The sequence below is a fragment of the Pseudoalteromonas luteoviolacea DSM 6061 genome (assembly GCF_001625655.1).
Taxonomy (GTDB): Bacteria; Pseudomonadota; Gammaproteobacteria; order Enterobacterales; family Alteromonadaceae; genus Pseudoalteromonas; species Pseudoalteromonas luteoviolacea.
This window is the reverse complement of the sequence record NZ_AUYB01000098.1, coordinates 149,948-164,962: the sequence shown is the minus strand read 5'-3', so window position 1 is coordinate 164,962 and position 15,015 is coordinate 149,948. Positions and strand designations below refer to the sequence as shown.

The following is a 15,015-nucleotide window of genomic DNA, read 5'->3' as shown; positions in this document are numbered from 1 at the left end:
AATGCTCCTTATTTAATGATCACAAATGGGGCGATATGAATATCGACAATGGTGCCCGCGTCGCCTTTTTCGAGTACCTTGCCAGCTACGTGGATTTCGGTATCTTCTGTATGAGCGGCTGGGTCTAAGGGTATTGCGCGGCCTTCGCTATCGCTCACAGCGTATTCACCGCCCGCAAAGTCGCCACCTAGCTCTATGGGTGCAAGCTGTGTCATGACCACATCAACGCGCAACTTTTTGTCTGTGCCTTGCTCAGTAACACCTAAAATGGGGCTTTGTATGCCTGTTGCATTGGTTGCCATAAAGTCGCCAATATCAGCCGCGACAAAACGGTTTGCAGGCAATGGGGTGTCAGACTCAAAGTTTCTAATTAATCCTGGTATGGCCATTAGTTTGACTCCTGCGTAACGTGGTCCATGGCTGTACTTAGGCTGATTGTCACGCCCTTATTCGCTTGCGCACTTTGATACTCCACAGCTCTTTGAGCCAGTGCATCAGCTGAGTTATCAATCTCGGTTTCGTCGTTGTCGTCTTTGCGGCTGAATTCTTTGGTAAGCCCACTTTGCTCGGGCAATGAAAGCAGCAAGGTTTTAAAGAACTCTGCGGGGTTGGCCGAAGAGGTTTGGTTGCCATCACTTGCAGCAAATTCAAACGTGCTTGCTGCACCTGTTTCAAGGTGGGCCATGAACTCGGCCAAACCGTCTGTTTTGGTGATACGCGGGGCGTTGCCACCATTGACCTTGGTATCAATAAACGTTTGCGCATCAAACTTACGTTGGTTGAATTCATGTTCAGCGTTACGCTTGTTCGCCGCGTCCAGTTTGGCCTGCAATGCTTTCTCGGTGTCGGTGGGTTCGTTTTTAGTTTTGTCACTCACTTCTAGTTCCTCTAAGTTATTTGAAGGGGCTGCGAATTCAGGGTTTGCAGCGAGTTCTTGACGCTGTTCGTGCTCAGCAAGCGTGACTTGCTCTTGCAGATATTCGGCTTCCCATTCAGAAAACACCTTATCTGCATGTTCAGCACCAAAGCGGTCAGTAAAAAAGGTTTTAAGATTCTTAACGAGGTGGACAACGGCCTTTGTTGTATCAATGGTCATTCGCTCGATGCGTTCACTGGCAGCAAACTCTAATATCACGCACTCTATACCGCTTTGCTCTTGGCTAAATTGCCATTTCATGCCATCTAATGCAGGGGCTTTACCACCTAAAAAGCCAATATGCGCAAGCTCATAACCGTCTTCACCCTTTGTGAGGCGAACAGAGCGGTTTGGGTATCGCTTGTTTTCAACCGCATTCGCAAAATCCTGATCTACTTCTTCTGCTTGCGCGAATAGCTTATCGCCTTCTACTTTGAGCGCACTGGCCCAGCCCCACGCTGGGTCATCGGTTTTAGGGTGACCAACCACCAATGGACTTTTTTGAGGTGAGAAATTTTTAACAACAGTATCTAGATCAGCAGCTGTAAATTCCTGTGTATTGCCGCTTGAATCGGTGTGCGTACCTGTACGAAAAATCTCAAACCAATTAAAAGAAGTATTTTGTTTGCTTGCCATCATGTTCACTCATTAAGAATCAATGAGCTCAGAATAGCGGGGGAGAAAAAGAAAATTAGGCGTAAAAGGTTTTACATATAAGGTAGTTAGAACAATTTAATAGACTAAACAGGCTTTTGCGATCGATCAACTTAAACAATAATAAATTCCTATTTGAATTGACTGTAATTAAATAAATCATGTAAATTTATCATTTAGTTAACTATAAATTCACGGTTATTTTATGAAAAAAAAGGTCGAGGTTGGCGTTATTAATATTACTATGCACCCCCATAGTCCTGAAAAGTATGTTGAATTAATAAGGAGTGCACGAAAGTTAGATAAGCCCATACACCTTATGGGAACTAGTTGGGCTGAGTTAACTGATGTTCATCAACTACAGTTCAGCGAAGATCAAATCAAGCCAATCTATGGTGATATATATAAATATATAAATTTTGATAAAGATTCAGAGTGGTTCAACAAAGAAACAAAGCAACACGCAACTGATAAGGAAAAAGAAAAAACGAGAGAAATAGAGCACCTTAGACCTAATTCAATTAGATTCACCTTTATGCTTTTCCCTGAGTTACATTTAATTGTTTATTCAGCATATGAGAACCAGAAAAGATTAACGCCAAAATTAGCAACCATTTTTTTTAACAAACTATTGAATCACCCATCTCTCTTTGAGGTGTACGGGCCAATCAATGTCACGCACATGCCAACGGAGAGTGTTGTAGAAGACATAATAAAGTTACCGAAAAAAAGAAAGCTTGAACTTGTTATCACTAGGCCGAACGCGTTAAAGAACACTGAGCAAAAATTCTTAGAAAAAATGAATGCTCAAAATGCCCAAAAAATAGAGCAAAATTACACTGCCGTGCCAGACACTTCTCTAAACGTTGATGAATCATTGAAAGAAAATATTCAGATTGCAGCTAAATACGGGCATGCTAAAGTGAGTGGTAGGGATGAGCACGACCATAGTGTTACAATTGATACCAAGCAAGTACCATTTTTAGCTTCTGATATATATGATGATAAAAACACTACTTCTATGGATGCATTTAGAAGGCTTGCAGAAACCGTTGTAGATTTTTTCAGATAATTCGAGAGAACCAGTGAGCCAATCAAAAGATGATAGCCAGTCCTTAAATATACTAACTCGTTATTGGCGCAATTATGGAGGCTTCAAAGCACTCCTAAAATCATATTATTTTTTATCAGCCGTTGTACTAAATATTTTGCTTTGGCCACACTGGACCACCCATGGTTGGTGGGAATCCGTACTTAATTATGTCCCCAACTTACTCGGGTTTTCCCTTGGTGGTTTTGCTTTATGGATGGCAATTGGAGACGAAAAATTCAGAACCTTCTTGGCTCAATACCACATTGCTAAAGATGGCAGCCTTAAAGAAACTACCACTGAGTTCTGCGACATCAATACAGTATTCGTGCATTTTTTGGTGCTACAGTTAGCTGCCATAGTATTTGCTCTGCTAAATCAAGCATATTCCGGATTTTACCTTTATGGCTTAATTCCTTGGTGTAAAGAAGTTGTCTGGGCTATTTGGGGAGTTTCCTACTTGTTTTTCACTTACTCTATAACGGCTACGTTAGCTGCTGTGTTGGGGATATACAGAGTCACTAACATGTATGAAATGTTCGTCAACTTTAATAAAGATGAATAGCAAGTGGTAACTTTCACCCGTAAAGTTACCACCCAAACCCGAAACAAGCCTGTAATCTAGGCTTAAACCATGTTTAAAACCGCTTTAAAAACGCCTCAGTTTGTTTAAACCAATTTGAAATGCGCAATCCTACGACACTATCACTAAAAGTGCCTAGAATTGCTTTCTGTGTGTTTTTTCTGATTCGAGGTAAATCTACTTTATATTTTTACTTTTAAACGAATTGATTACATTGCCTAGCTTACAAAGAACGAATAAAAACATTTATATATGTTTAATTTTTGTGTACATTTTATTTACACTAAAATCACAAGCTTTTAATCAAGGTAAGGATGACCTTCTATTTGCGCTGTATTTGAAGTCATTCTAATAACGTTTAAATAGGAAAAGCATGGCAATTAAGCATTTGATAGTTCACGTAGTGAAGCGTGATAAAGATGGCGAAAAGCTATTTACACAACACAAAGAAGAAGAGAATAAATTAGATGACAGCTCTTCAGTGCTCACTAATGGACTACTAGATATATTTAAAAGCGCACACCTAAACATAGGTGAGTTCGCATTAGATGGAGATACAGAGAGTACCCCTATCTTTGAGAAGCGCCTGTCTGAATACTACAAAGAAGACCACGACAAACTGCAATGTACAAATTTTGTTGAATTGACAACAAGGCTAGCAAAACACTTTGAACATGTGCTGGTACAAGACAGCCTACACTCAGTGAAAGGAGGTTACCTTGTATTTTACGAATATGAGCAAAGTGGCCATCAATGGCTTGCAGTTGCAATACTCACCAAAAGTGATGGCGTCGATATATCAAACAACTTGGAAGTAGTGCTCAGTCAAATTCTCGACTTAGGCAAGCTACAATTAGGGGCAACTGTTAACCTGACCCAGTGGCACGACCAGTTAACGAGTCGATACATTAAATTTAGAAAAGGAGTTGGCAAAGAGTTTCGTGACTATTTTGAAAAATTTGTTGGGTGTCAACGGGACAAAGATGCTGCTAAGCAAGAAACTCGGTTCTTAAAAGCCGCAATAGAGGGTTATTCGATTCAGTCTGGCTTTTCTAAGGAAGTTACCTCTCAAAAAGTAGAAAGAGCCCACTCACACATTAAAGAGTGCATTAAAGAAGGAACTACCGTCACGCTCACGGGCGTTGCTAACGCAGTATTCCCAAACGAGTCAAACGAGTTCTCTATTTATGCGAAGCAAGAGCACAATATCTCTGAAGAAGTAGCAATCGACAACTCAACATTGAATACCTATTTAAAAATATCCGGTAGAGGTAAAGGTATTTCTATCAGCTTTGATAGAGAATTGTTGGATAACGTAATAAAATATGAAGACGATAAGCTCATATTTGAACAAATCCCCGACTCATTAAGAAAAGATATTGAGCAAGAACTTGAAAAGCGAAAACAAGACCAAAAAGTACTAGAAGATAAATGTCAGCAAGCATCCTAGAAGTATATAGCCATGTATTTTCACGCTTAAAAAGCGTGGAGATACTTGATAAAGAAGTAAAAGGTAAGCTAAATCTCACTGAAGAATTGGCTAGTAACCTTATGGCCCTTGAAAAAGAAGGGCTTACTTCTGGTGCGTATAATTTTACCAAGCGAGGGAAGTCAGCTGGGACGGCTACCCTAGGTGAATTAAAACCAGGACATTATATTGATGATGTTGAGTTTGAAATTGATCTGTCCGGCTTCCATGAAACCGGTACGCTATTTGTTTGTAGAGACTGGAACGAATTCTTATCTTATTCAAATGTTATGGAGTCTCCCAAAAACCAAGTCTTTTTTACTTCTACGGGAGAGTTGTTAAGCGCTTCGTCTAAGATTACCAAATTCGAAAACTACCATTCTATGGTAGAGGCCTATCAATTTATAAAATCACTGGCCAATTCGACAGAAGGTGGTAATGACACCATCATTTATGAGCGGCCTCTTAAATTTGACTTTACTTTAACTGAAGCAGATTTAGAGCATCCAGTAAATATCGATGCACTTAAAAAGCTCCAAAAAAAGGACCTACACACCGAAGCAATCCATTGCCTGATATGCCAAGAGCTAGTGAGTTTTTTAAAAGATAAAGACGTAAAAAAACGGTTTAGCTACCTTGTTCAAAATATGGACTCATTAACCTCTAATATACTCTTAAGTTATCAGAGCTACGTTGAAAATTACACGTTTGATAAAGTTAGAAAAGAATATTTAGAGAAGCGGACTGAGTATATCAGCAAAGTACATGATACTTTCGATTCGGTTGCAACTAAGTTGCTCTCTCTTCCTGCTGGGGTTTGGTTTGCCACCTCTGAAATAGAAGTTATACCTGTTAAAACTGGGTTGGAAAGTTTTGAGTTCGTTAAGAATGTAGCGGTTTTATGTACCATGGTATTAGCGGTTATCTTACTTACAATAAACTTATTAGGTCAGTTTTCTAGCCTGAGAGCGATTCGTGGTGAATATACAGAAGTGTTTAAGAGCCTTGAACACAGTTTTGAAGAAGAGAAACAAAACATAAAAGAAGCCTTAGCAGGGATTGAAAGTGCCCGTACACAGGTATGTATTAAACTTGGCTTTTCAATATTCGCTTCAATTTCATTACTTGCCTTGGCCATTTGGATTTTTTGCAAGGCATATCCTTGGTGATACTACGCACGTAATAAAAAATTATAGGGTCACTAAAAGGTAAATGAAAAGTTACCGGGTAAATTAACAAATGAAACTTTCATTTATGACGAATAGATTAGTTTAGTTCACTGAGAGTAATCAAGAGTTTAATTCTTCTAGGCAGGCTAGGTAAGTTGTAGAACATTTTACAGTGAAATCAAAAAAGCCGCTAAATGCGGCTCGTTATTCAAGCAGCTTGTTAAGCAAGTTATTGTTGAAGTTGGCCAGTACACTGGTACTCTTTTGTAATCAACCAAGAGTTACAACCATTGGCCGATGGAGAATTACAGTTTTTTGTTACTCCACCGAACGCCTCTGCGCTTGAATACCCCCATGCCTGGCATCTTTTTGACGCTACTCTTATTGCTTGCTCTTCGCTTACCGTTGGCGATTCAAATAACCCGTGTTGATAAGAGAGCTTTACTGTACCGTCAGATTTACTTCCGCCTGTAGCAGACCAGTCTTTTTGAGTCGACATACAACCCGTTGCTAATAAAGCTACTAGTGATACAACCAAATGTTTTTTCATTTCTATTTTCTCCTCGTCCTATGAGTGCAGAGTTATTAGGTTGGACGTTAACCCTAATAATCATCACATCCTCTCCCTAATCTCTCTCTCAATGTCTTCCTTACTCTTTCTATCTCTCTCAATGAGCGGGAAGACGATCTGAATCTTGGTACCTTTGCGCGACGACTTAAGCTTAAACTTAGTTTTGTATGACTTGGCTACATCGCTCATTTTGTATAGGCCTTCGCCGAAGTGCAGGCGAGAACGTAGCGGTATGCCAATGCCGTCGTCTTCAATGTTTACGTGAATTTTAGATCTCAGCTTGTGCACGAATACGTTAACCTCAGTGCCTTCTGAGTGATGCACAGCGTTATGAAGGCCGTGATAAACAACGGCGTAAATGTCTTGTTCTAGCTGCGGGTCGAGTTTGATATTGCCAAGCACAACCTCAAAGTTAACTTTTACTTTGGCTTGCAGGCTTGATTGAACTTGCAATAAATCAACACCAGAGGTGAGCTTTTGATCTCCGAGGTAAGGGCCGTTGTTAACTATGGGCGCTACAAGCTCAGATATTTTATCTAGCTTAACTAAGCCCTCAGTAAACATAGTGTCATCACCGGAGCCAATAAGTACTTTAGCTTGCTCATTTAACATGGCTATTCGGCCAACATTACTGCTTTGGCGCTTGTATTCATTCTGGCGGTAAACCCGTCTGAATGATTGAATCCAAAAGTAGGTATAAAACGCTATCGCTGCCACCACAAACACCGCTATTGCAAAGTAAACACTGAATGCCTTTGGTGAGTTATACCACTCAGAGCGCACTTTAAACTCATATGTTGTGGGTTCGCTTACTGTATTACCGAGTACTTGGCGAAACTGAATTTGGTAGTTATTTGGCTTTAGGCCATTTAAGTGCAACTCGGCGCTATTAATTGGACGCCACTCATTGCCATTAAATTGATACTCAAAGTGTACACCTTCATTGTTTGCATACTGAAGGTTTGAAACCGACACAACCATCCATTCGCTATTTTCAATTTCGAGCGCATCATCTTTAAAATGAATACCGCTCGGGGTTTGTATAAAGCTCACTACGGGTGGCGCTAATTCGTGAAACTGTGTTTCGGTCAATTCTATAAATGCTTTGTCGCTAATCGCGATAAACTGGTCATCAACAATTCGTAAGCTGCCAACAATAAAGGAGTGGTTTTGCGTTTCTCTAATAAGCCTTGTAGCGTTGTATTCACTACTAAACACATGTATTCCGTTATTGGTTAATAAGTACAGCTTGTCTCTCGCTTCAACTATTTCTCTAATATGCGAAGGCGAGGGGATCTTAGTCCATTCATTGTTGTTTCTAACTAACAGCCCATCACCATATGTAGACATATACAATTGGCCGTTTAATTCTGCCGCGTCGGTGACTTTATGGTCTCCCTGGTACAACTGAGAAACCCCACTTTTGCCTACAACTTTATCCAGGCCTGCGGCAGTACTAATGTATATATCGCTACCAATTTGGGTCACGTTTAGGACTTCTTCACTGATCAAAACAGAGTTGATGGCATTAATATCTTCATACTCAAGCTTCGCGTTGAGGCCAACAATTGCGTCATCATTAGTCGCCAAATAGAGCTTTTCATCAATCACGGATGAATTTAAAACATATCCAGCATATATCTTATCTACTGTTTTAAGCTCTGGAGATACCGCAAATGAGCCAATACTAGTAGATACAATCAACTTTCCTGCAAAGTAAGAAAACGCTGTAACTTCAAACTCTTTACCTTGGCCAATCGCATCATTTACCCAAGTTACAGGCGCTTCATCTACATAAATGCCTTTCGTACTGCCAATCCACCAACTTTTGCCCACCCGCTCAATGAGGTTGTAAGCGGAGCCAAGCCTTAATGGTGTGGTGCGACTGCTACCTTCAACAACCCCAAATTCGTTGATGTTTAAACCCCAAAGTTGCTGGCTCTTATCAGCAAAAAGTGAGAGGTAAGATTTACTCGTTGAGCTAATGTCTGTTCTGGTTTTTTCTAACGTAGAAAGCGCTACTTCGTTTACTGTGTCACGGTCTGTGTAGTAAACAAAATAAGGGGGAACGTAAGTTAAATTACTCGCGTTAGAAATCTTCTCGTTTACGAGGGTAGTGTCTTGAAGGTGTGAATAATAACCCAGGTGATCATTGGCAAAGTAAACAGCACCGTGTGGGGTGACTTCTAAGTTACCTTTATTTACTTGCTTTGGTACTACGTTTTCAGCGTCTACTCGTTTTATGTGGTACAAGCCATCATTGGCTAATGCATATACACTTTCGTATCCAGTATCAATATCAAGGATATGCTCTTTACCAGACAACCTAACCGAAAACGTGCCTGTTACTAAGTCGTATTCAGTGATTCGGTTACGTTCTTGCGCAAATAATGAATCTTTGGTGATCTCGATGTTAGTCGCTGTCGTTTCTGCAAACTTTTTAGAGTTAAGCGTTTTAAGATCAATCGACCAAACCTGCCCCGATGTATATAAAACATAGGCTACGTCGGTTTTGCTGATCTCAATGTCATTAGCCAGCCCTTTAGGTAAATTTGAAAATTCACTTAAGTTTAAAATATGCTGACCATCGTATCTCAACAACCCTTTATGAGATGGAAAGTAAATAAAGTTATTGCTGTCTTGAGCTACGCTGCTTAAATGCTCTAAATCCAACGCGCAGGCTAAGCCACTTTGCATTGCTAGCGCTGCAATTATTGTCCTTGCTGGTAACATCGCTAAGAATTCCTTCCTGCTAAGGGGTGAACCTTCACCCCATAAATGCGTTATTGAACCTGTTGAGAATTATGGTTTCTTACACCACAACCAGCCAATACTACAGGTATTTGCGGTTTAGTTTCTGATGCTTGGTCCAAACTATTTGTTTCACTTATACTAACACGTGATAATAAATTGTTAAGTTTATTCGCTTTATTTGCTTTCCAATTGATGTCTTGCTCTCGTGGAGCGAGGATAAATAGGTAGGTTGGCTTACGTGGGTCCGAGGCATTTTGCTTAGTTTGCCAAGTATCCATAACCGCTTGGCCAGCGGCCTCGCCGTAAAGGTGGGTGTATGCAGCGGCGATTAACTTAGCGCCAGAGTCGCTCATTACCATAACTGCGGTGTTTTGGTAGTCGCTACCACAATCAAACGACACATCAACATTAAGTGTGCTGCCATCTGGTAGTAACAAATCGGTATTCATGTGCTGTACACGAGCTCTGTCTGGTAACGGTTCTAGAGCGAGAGAGGGGGCAGACAGCAATCCAAACGTGAGCATTGCTGTGGCAAGTTTTGTTTTAATCATAATCTATCCTTTAAAAGGCCATATAGAGCGCTCCTTCCGCAATGGTTTTAACCATGACTTCGTTAAAGTTATGCTCAAATGTTTTTTCGATTAACATTGGCCTTAACTTTTTACGGATCAGAAGTTCACGCTCTGCATCCAAGTTTTTAGGGTAAAGTAAATCATCTATTATCTGTTCAACAAGCGCGATTGCAGCTAGCGCATCTTCAGCACTATTTCTGCTTACTTCTTCACTCTTTGTTGGTTCTTTTTCTTCCGTAGAGCTACTGCCAGATGCTTGGTCTAATTCAATGCCAAACACCTCATCCAAGGAAATCTTATAGTGAATACAGCCGTTTACTATTGGTCCATAAGGCAAAGTACCTTTCTTTCTGGCCATAGCAACACCACTATGCGACAAACCTAACTTTTCAGAAAGTGCTCGATTACTCTTAACGCCAAGCTCTTTTCTCAAGCGTTCGATCACAAGATCAATCTCTGACTCTGAGATACTATCGATAACCATAGTTTACAGTCAATACCTTTCAATAATAAAAAACAAAATAACTTTCCAGTTGACAGTAAGGATATTTGTCACTAGCTTAATATACGAACACTGGCAAATATAGTTACCAATATTAATTTACAACACAGGTAAATCTAACATGACTTACACAACAATGTCATATGAAGACATAAAGAAAGAACTATCAAACAAAGACATACAGATTGAAGATATAGCTAAAGCGAAACGAGTCTCCAACTCACACGTCGCTAACGTCGCAAAAGGCGTTGTTCAATCTTTCGTTATCGCAGAGGCAATCTGTTTAGCGTTAAACAAGAAACGCACAGAAGTCTTCGGCGACAAATACCTTACCAAGCCAAAACGCGGCCCAAAAGATCGGTCGCATAGGCGCTCAGAAGTTATTAAGGCAATTCAAGCTGGCAAACCTGTGCCCGATCCAAGCATGAACCTGCCAGCTAACTAAGTCTAGGTTAATTTAAGGAGATTTTTACCATGTCTGAGAACCAAGATTCCATCAACATTTTAGATAGTGAGATTCCGCCTGATTGCGAAATACTCCATCACTTCAGCCAGTGCGTGAATGCGTGTATGCGTAGGTGTGGTTTTACTCGCCAAGGCTTAGCGCGGCGTATGAATGAAGCTTTAAAAGTAGAAGTGGTAGAGGTTGACGAAGGAAAGCTTAATAAGTGGTTTGCACCAAGCCAACCTGCATCGATGCCTATACAGTACCTACCAGCTTTATGTTGGGCGATTAAAAGTGTAGAGCCTGCCAATGTGCTACTCATGCCACTGATGTATAGCGCTTCAGACGAACGTGCCAAAAAACTGCAAGAAGCCTCTGAGTGTGAGGTGCAAATGCGCGAACTACAAGATAAGCGCGAATCCATTCTCGAAGAAGTCAAAATCAATACCTAATTTCGGAGCTTAAAACCATGCCTATCAAAGACCAAGATCTGCCTGAAATTCGGAGTTTGTTATGAGTTCTGACTTAGTGTGTCCTGAATCAGCAGAAGAGATCGAGTACCAAATAGGTCAGCTTGAATCTGTTTTGTATGTCGAACTACCTGCGACAATTGATGAATGTATGGACCAAGTCGCATTTTTAGCGAACAGACAATTCACTGACGCCGCAAAAATGGGCGTACTGTTGCTTTGGCTAAAGTCACAAACAGAACATGGACGTTTTAACTCTCTATTGCATGAAAAAAGCATCCATAGACGAACTGCGAGCAGGGCCATGGCGATAGCGAAAATGTTAAAAGCTTTGCCCAAAAACAAAGTGGACAAATTGTCCATTTTGAATATGAACACACACCAACTTAACGAACTTACTAAAGTGCCAATCGAAACGCTTAAAGAGCTCGACGATGAAGACTATGAAGTACTGGCCGAGACGTCGGGTAATGCCATTAAGCAGCAAGTTGCTGATTTGATGAAAGAGCGAGACGACCTACAAATAGCAGCAGCTCAAGCCATTAATGACTTGCAGCATGAAAAGCTGCGCAAGGTGCCGCAAGTACGTTTTGACATGCATGTGTTTATTAGTGAGATACGCAAAGACGCCATATGTAACACAGAGCTATTAAACGAAGCGCTTGTAAACACCATTACACAGATCACGCAATTGTGTGACAACCGCCAATTGGACTTAGATTCGCGCGTAAGTGCTGCGCAAGTACTGCATCACACCTGGGCTGCAATCTACACCCAAATAGGCACCGCGCTTGAGCGTTTAAGTGGCGAATTTGCTGGGCATATTGAAGGCATAGAGCACCTACCGAAATTTACCAAAGCTGAGTGGCAATACGTGGAAACCGAGCGTAACCGGCTGCTCGAACAATTTTTAGTAGAAAAGCAAAGCAAGGAGATTAAGTAATGCATCCTGCTGTGATTAGATTTAACAACTTACCAGCCATTGTGAGCCAAAGTGCATGGTCAGAGGCCAGCGACAAAGCACGCAAAACAGCACAAAACCGTACTGCACTGGTAAAGCATTGGCTCTCTAGTGGCTTAAGTGTTGATAAGGCAAGAACAGCACTTATTGAGTCAATAAATAGTGGGTTGGTAACACCCGCCATACACCAAGCTGTGACCGACCTTGGCAAAGTACCAACACGTGCAACAGCCTTTAATTGGGTTAATGCCTATAAACTTGAAGGCGTTGAAGGGTTACTACCCAAACATAAAGGCCGCATGCCCGCGCAGCCTAAATGGGCAGCAAGAGCGTTGGAGCTTTACCACTGTATTAACTCGCCCAGTTTTGCACTGGTTGCCGAAGACTTAAAAAAGCTGGGTTTTGACGCAACAGCAAGCCAAGTTAGGCGCTTTATTAATAGTATGCCGCACGAACTTGGCCCGCAAAGCCCTTACCGTATGGGCGCAAAGCTTTACCGCGAAAAGCACAAAGATTTTATTATCCGCTCGACTGCTCATATTGCCCCTGGCTTTATTTATAACGGCGACGGCCACCAAGTAGATGTGTATGTGGCTCACCCAAAGACAGGTAAAGCATGGCGCTTTGAGTTAACCGCGTTTCAAGATGTAGCAAGCCGCTGCATTGTGGGGTGGGAGATCAGCGAGTCTGAAAATGCCATTGCCACCATGACGGCGCTAACCCGTGCGATTCAAACCCATCAACACATTCCTAGCATGTTGTATGTCGATAACGGCAGTGGTTATAGGTCAAAAATGATGTCTGATGACTGCTGTGGTGTTTATGCCCAGTTTGATATTGAGGTCATTTTTGCCATACCCGGTAATGCCCGTGCCAAGTGGATAGAGCGCTTTTTTAAACATATGGAAGAGCACGTAGGTAAACGCTTTGAAAGCTACTGCGGCCCAGACCACAACGAGCGCGAAAAGCTCAAGCTGCTTAACGATGTTAAAAAAGGCAAGCGTGCGCTGCCATCTTTAGACCAATGGATTGCCGAGTTTAAAGCCTTTTTAGAGCACTACCACAACAGCCCACACCCAGAAATAAAGGGCAAAACCCGCATGCAAGTATGGGAAGAAGGGCTCATTCAAGAGCAGCCAGCAATAGCTGATTTTGTGGTCCTGCCAAGAACCAAAGTTAAAGTGGCCCGTGGCCAAATCAAACTACACAAACGCGTTTATACCGCTGATTACTTATTTCAATTTAACGGTAAAGAGCTGGTTGCAGGTTATGACTTGCACGACGACACCTACCTTGTGCTGTATGAGCAAACTGGCGAATTCATTATGAATTGCCGCATTAAAAACAAGGTTGAGGCATTACCAACAAGCCGAATTGAAGAAGCAGACCTTAAGCGACTGCAAGGCCAAGAAAAGCGTATTCAAAACCAGCTTTCTGAAAAGCGTGCAAGAGCCGACCAAAAACGTGTGATTGACGTAGACGCCGTTGAAGAACTGGCCGCAGACGTTGACGCCATTCCTGAAATTGAACCTGAAGTATTAAACATGGACCTCTCTGACTTTGAGGTTGAACACTTTGAAGCCGCTCAGGCCAATTACCAAATAGATTTAGGAGACCTTCATGAGTAATTTCACAAGCCATTACAGCGACGAGCAACAAATTCAAGTAAAGCTGATAAACGAAGAAATCGAGTTTTATGCCTTAGGGCCAGAAGACTACTGCCTAGGTTATGACTTAAACCAAGTAAATGCGGTACTGAATGGCAAGTCGCCAATAAACCCTAAAAAGCTATTGAGTGTTTTGTGGGCGCACTTTTTTGGTGACTTTGACCCTAAAGAGTTTAGTACTGAGAGCGGCTTTTCGGATTGTTACAACGCCAATGACAAGTTGCTTGTTGCGCGTATTAAAAAGCGCATGACCGATGAAGACATTGTAAACCAAGGGGTAAACAGCACTTATATTGCCAAGAAGATTAATAAGTCGGCCTCGACAATTAGTCAGTTGCTCTCTGGTAAGTATGCAGCAAGCCCAACTAAGTACTTACATGATATATACGCCATAGTCGCCCCCGCTGGGACCGATGCGGCAGATGATAGTGAAAGTGACGACAGACCCGTTATTACCATTCGCTACGGCGAAGTACCGTTTGTGCCTACCAGTGTTGCAAAGATGATTAGCATGGCGTGCGAACACGCGAGAGCAAGGCGGCGCTTTGCGGTGGTTGCTGGCCAAGCGGGGATAGGTAAAAGCAAAGGGCTAGAGCGCTACTGCGAAGAAAACTCACAAGCCATTTTGATTGTGGGCAGTGAGCAAACGACCAGTAAACATGTGATCGAAAACCTATGCAGTGCTTTAGGTTTACCACGCAAAGCCAGTGTGATTAAAAACATTGAAAACATCATAAGAACCATCGAGAACACCGAGCGCATCATTCTGTTAGATGAGGCCGACAAATGTAAGCCTAGTGCGTTAGACCCACTTAGAACCATTTCGGATGCTGCAAAGGTTGGGGTGTGTTTGATTGGCAATATTCAGCTAGTAGACAAACTGCAAACGAATGAGCGTTACGAGTTGATTTCGTCTCGAGTGTGCTTTTGGCCAAAACCCATTGGTGAAGTACCCGTAGAAGACATCAAAAACCTATTCAATGAACTTACCCAAGGCACCGTGCCGCTTGAGTCGAACGACGAGCAATGGTGGCAATGGTTGCATAAAAGGGTAGAGGGAAATTCGAGGCTCCTAGTCGAAAACCTGCTCCCTCATATCCTGAGTCACAGCCGGAAAAACCCAAACAAAAAGTTAGACAAGCTCTTGGTGAACTCAATCTTCGCCAATGTTCTGAATCAACAAGCTGTATAAA

15 protein-coding genes are annotated in these 15,015 nt (G+C 41.8%); 9 read left to right on the top strand and 6 right to left on the bottom strand.

Annotation, left to right across the window (positions count from 1 at the left end):
• Positions 1 to 8: 8 nt before the first annotated feature.
• Together N475_RS09510 and N475_RS09505 are read right to left on the bottom strand one after the other, a co-directional pair.
• Positions 9 to 389, bottom strand: coding sequence for a hypothetical protein (locus N475_RS09510; RefSeq protein ID WP_063365138.1), 381 nt, complete (start codon positions 387 to 389; stop codon positions 9 to 11).
• Positions 389 to 1,555, bottom strand: a complete 1,167-nt coding sequence (locus N475_RS09505; RefSeq protein ID WP_227008409.1) for a hypothetical protein — start codon at positions 1,553 to 1,555, stop codon at positions 389 to 391. The genes N475_RS09510 and N475_RS09505 overlap by 1 nt, the downstream gene beginning before the upstream one ends.
• 220 nt (positions 1,556 to 1,775) lie before the next feature.
• Between N475_RS09505 and N475_RS09500 the strand changes: the two genes are divergently transcribed.
• From N475_RS09500 to N475_RS09485, 4 genes are all read left to right on the top strand, one after another.
• A complete protein-coding gene (locus tag N475_RS09500) occupies positions 1,776 to 2,642 on the top strand; it encodes a DUF4747 family protein (protein WP_081232405.1) in 867 nt (288 codons plus the stop codon).
• Between the two features lie 13 nt (positions 2,643 to 2,655).
• Positions 2,656 to 3,225 (top strand): hypothetical protein, encoded by a 570-nt coding sequence (locus tag N475_RS09495; RefSeq protein ID WP_063365136.1) that lies wholly within the window; start codon positions 2,656 to 2,658, stop codon positions 3,223 to 3,225.
• Positions 3,226 to 3,616: 391 nt separating this feature from the next.
• Positions 3,617 to 4,693: a nucleoid-associated protein gene (locus N475_RS09490; protein ID WP_063365135.1), complete on the top strand. Its 1,077-nt coding sequence runs from the start codon at positions 3,617 to 3,619 to the stop codon at positions 4,691 to 4,693.
• Positions 4,675 to 5,880, top strand: coding sequence for a hypothetical protein (locus N475_RS09485; RefSeq protein WP_063365134.1), 1,206 nt, complete (start codon positions 4,675 to 4,677; stop codon positions 5,878 to 5,880). Before N475_RS09490 ends, N475_RS09485 begins: the two co-directional genes overlap by 19 nt.
• Positions 5,881 to 6,109: 229 nt before the next feature.
• On the opposite strand, the gene yecR is transcribed toward N475_RS09485, so the two are convergent.
• The 4 genes from yecR to N475_RS09465 form a co-directional block, all read right to left on the bottom strand.
• Positions 6,110 to 6,430, bottom strand: a complete 321-nt coding sequence (gene yecR / locus N475_RS09480; RefSeq protein WP_063365133.1) for a YecR family lipoprotein — start codon at positions 6,428 to 6,430, stop codon at positions 6,110 to 6,112.
• A gap of 63 nt (positions 6,431 to 6,493) precedes the next feature.
• On the bottom strand, positions 6,494 to 9,184 hold the full coding sequence (locus tag N475_RS09475; protein WP_063365132.1) for a sensor histidine kinase: 2,691 nt from the start codon (positions 9,182 to 9,184) through the stop codon (positions 6,494 to 6,496).
• A gap of 50 nt (positions 9,185 to 9,234) precedes the next feature.
• Positions 9,235 to 9,756 carry a hypothetical protein gene (locus N475_RS09470; RefSeq protein WP_063365131.1) on the bottom strand — a complete coding sequence of 174 codons (522 nt, stop codon included), beginning with the start codon at positions 9,754 to 9,756 and terminating at the stop codon, positions 9,235 to 9,237.
• 10 nt (positions 9,757 to 9,766) lie between these two features.
• Complete coding sequence (locus N475_RS09465) at positions 9,767 to 10,261, bottom strand: hypothetical protein (RefSeq protein WP_063365130.1); 495 nt, start codon at positions 10,259 to 10,261, stop codon at positions 9,767 to 9,769.
• Between the two features lie 139 nt (positions 10,262 to 10,400).
• Between N475_RS09465 and N475_RS09460 the strand changes: the two genes are divergently transcribed.
• The 5 genes from N475_RS09460 to N475_RS09440 all read left to right on the top strand — a co-directional run bounded on the left by N475_RS09460 (position 10,401) and on the right by N475_RS09440 (position 15,014).
• Positions 10,401 to 10,724 carry a hypothetical protein gene (locus tag N475_RS09460; protein ID WP_063365129.1) on the top strand — a complete coding sequence of 108 codons (324 nt, stop codon included), beginning with the start codon at positions 10,401 to 10,403 and terminating at the stop codon, positions 10,722 to 10,724.
• 29 nt (positions 10,725 to 10,753) lie between these two features.
• Complete coding sequence (locus tag N475_RS09455) at positions 10,754 to 11,176, top strand: hypothetical protein (RefSeq protein ID WP_063365128.1); 423 nt, start codon at positions 10,754 to 10,756, stop codon at positions 11,174 to 11,176.
• 61 nt (positions 11,177 to 11,237) lie between these two features.
• Positions 11,238 to 12,137 carry a hypothetical protein gene (locus tag N475_RS09450; RefSeq protein ID WP_063365127.1) on the top strand — a complete coding sequence of 300 codons (900 nt, stop codon included), beginning with the start codon at positions 11,238 to 11,240 and terminating at the stop codon, positions 12,135 to 12,137.
• The gene (locus N475_RS09445) at positions 12,137 to 13,783 is read left to right on the top strand and encodes a Mu transposase C-terminal domain-containing protein (protein WP_063365126.1); all 1,647 of its coding nucleotides are present in this window, start codon (positions 12,137 to 12,139) and stop codon (positions 13,781 to 13,783) included. The genes N475_RS09450 and N475_RS09445 overlap by 1 nt, the downstream gene beginning before the upstream one ends.
• Positions 13,776 to 15,014, top strand: a complete 1,239-nt coding sequence (locus N475_RS09440) for an AAA family ATPase (protein WP_063365125.1) — start codon at positions 13,776 to 13,778, stop codon at positions 15,012 to 15,014. The genes N475_RS09445 and N475_RS09440 overlap by 8 nt, the downstream gene beginning before the upstream one ends.
• The last annotated feature ends 1 nt before the right edge of the window (position 15,015 follow it).

Excerpts from the sequence above, each read along its gene's own strand:
- N475_RS09465 (WP_063365130.1), bottom strand. The coding sequence starts at position 10,261 with ATGGTTATCGATAGTATCTCAGAGTCAGAGATTGATCTTGTGATCGAA.
- N475_RS09500 (WP_081232405.1), top strand. The coding sequence starts at position 1,776 with ATGAAAAAAAAGGTCGAGGTTGGCGTTATTAATATTACTATGCACCCC.
- N475_RS09485 (WP_063365134.1), top strand. The coding sequence starts at position 4,675 with ATGTCAGCAAGCATCCTAGAAGTATATAGCCATGTATTTTCACGCTTA.
- N475_RS09450 (WP_063365127.1), top strand. The coding sequence starts at position 11,238 with ATGAGTTCTGACTTAGTGTGTCCTGAATCAGCAGAAGAGATCGAGTAC.
- N475_RS09455 (WP_063365128.1), top strand. The coding sequence starts at position 10,754 with ATGTCTGAGAACCAAGATTCCATCAACATTTTAGATAGTGAGATTCCG.
- N475_RS09445 (WP_063365126.1), top strand. The coding sequence starts at position 12,137 with ATGCATCCTGCTGTGATTAGATTTAACAACTTACCAGCCATTGTGAGC.
- N475_RS09510 (WP_063365138.1), bottom strand. The coding sequence starts at position 389 with ATGGCCATACCAGGATTAATTAGAAACTTTGAGTCTGACACCCCATTG.
- N475_RS09505 (WP_227008409.1), bottom strand. The coding sequence starts at position 1,555 with ATGATGGCAAGCAAACAAAATACTTCTTTTAATTGGTTTGAGATTTTT.
- yecR (WP_063365133.1), bottom strand. The coding sequence starts at position 6,430 with ATGAAAAAACATTTGGTTGTATCACTAGTAGCTTTATTAGCAACGGGT.
- N475_RS09470 (WP_063365131.1), bottom strand. The coding sequence starts at position 9,756 with ATGATTAAAACAAAACTTGCCACAGCAATGCTCACGTTTGGATTGCTG.
- N475_RS09460 (WP_063365129.1), top strand. The coding sequence starts at position 10,401 with ATGACTTACACAACAATGTCATATGAAGACATAAAGAAAGAACTATCA.
- N475_RS09440 (WP_063365125.1), top strand. The coding sequence starts at position 13,776 with ATGAGTAATTTCACAAGCCATTACAGCGACGAGCAACAAATTCAAGTA.
- N475_RS09490 (WP_063365135.1), top strand. The coding sequence starts at position 3,617 with ATGGCAATTAAGCATTTGATAGTTCACGTAGTGAAGCGTGATAAAGAT.
- N475_RS09475 (WP_063365132.1), bottom strand. The coding sequence starts at position 9,184 with ATGTTACCAGCAAGGACAATAATTGCAGCGCTAGCAATGCAAAGTGGC.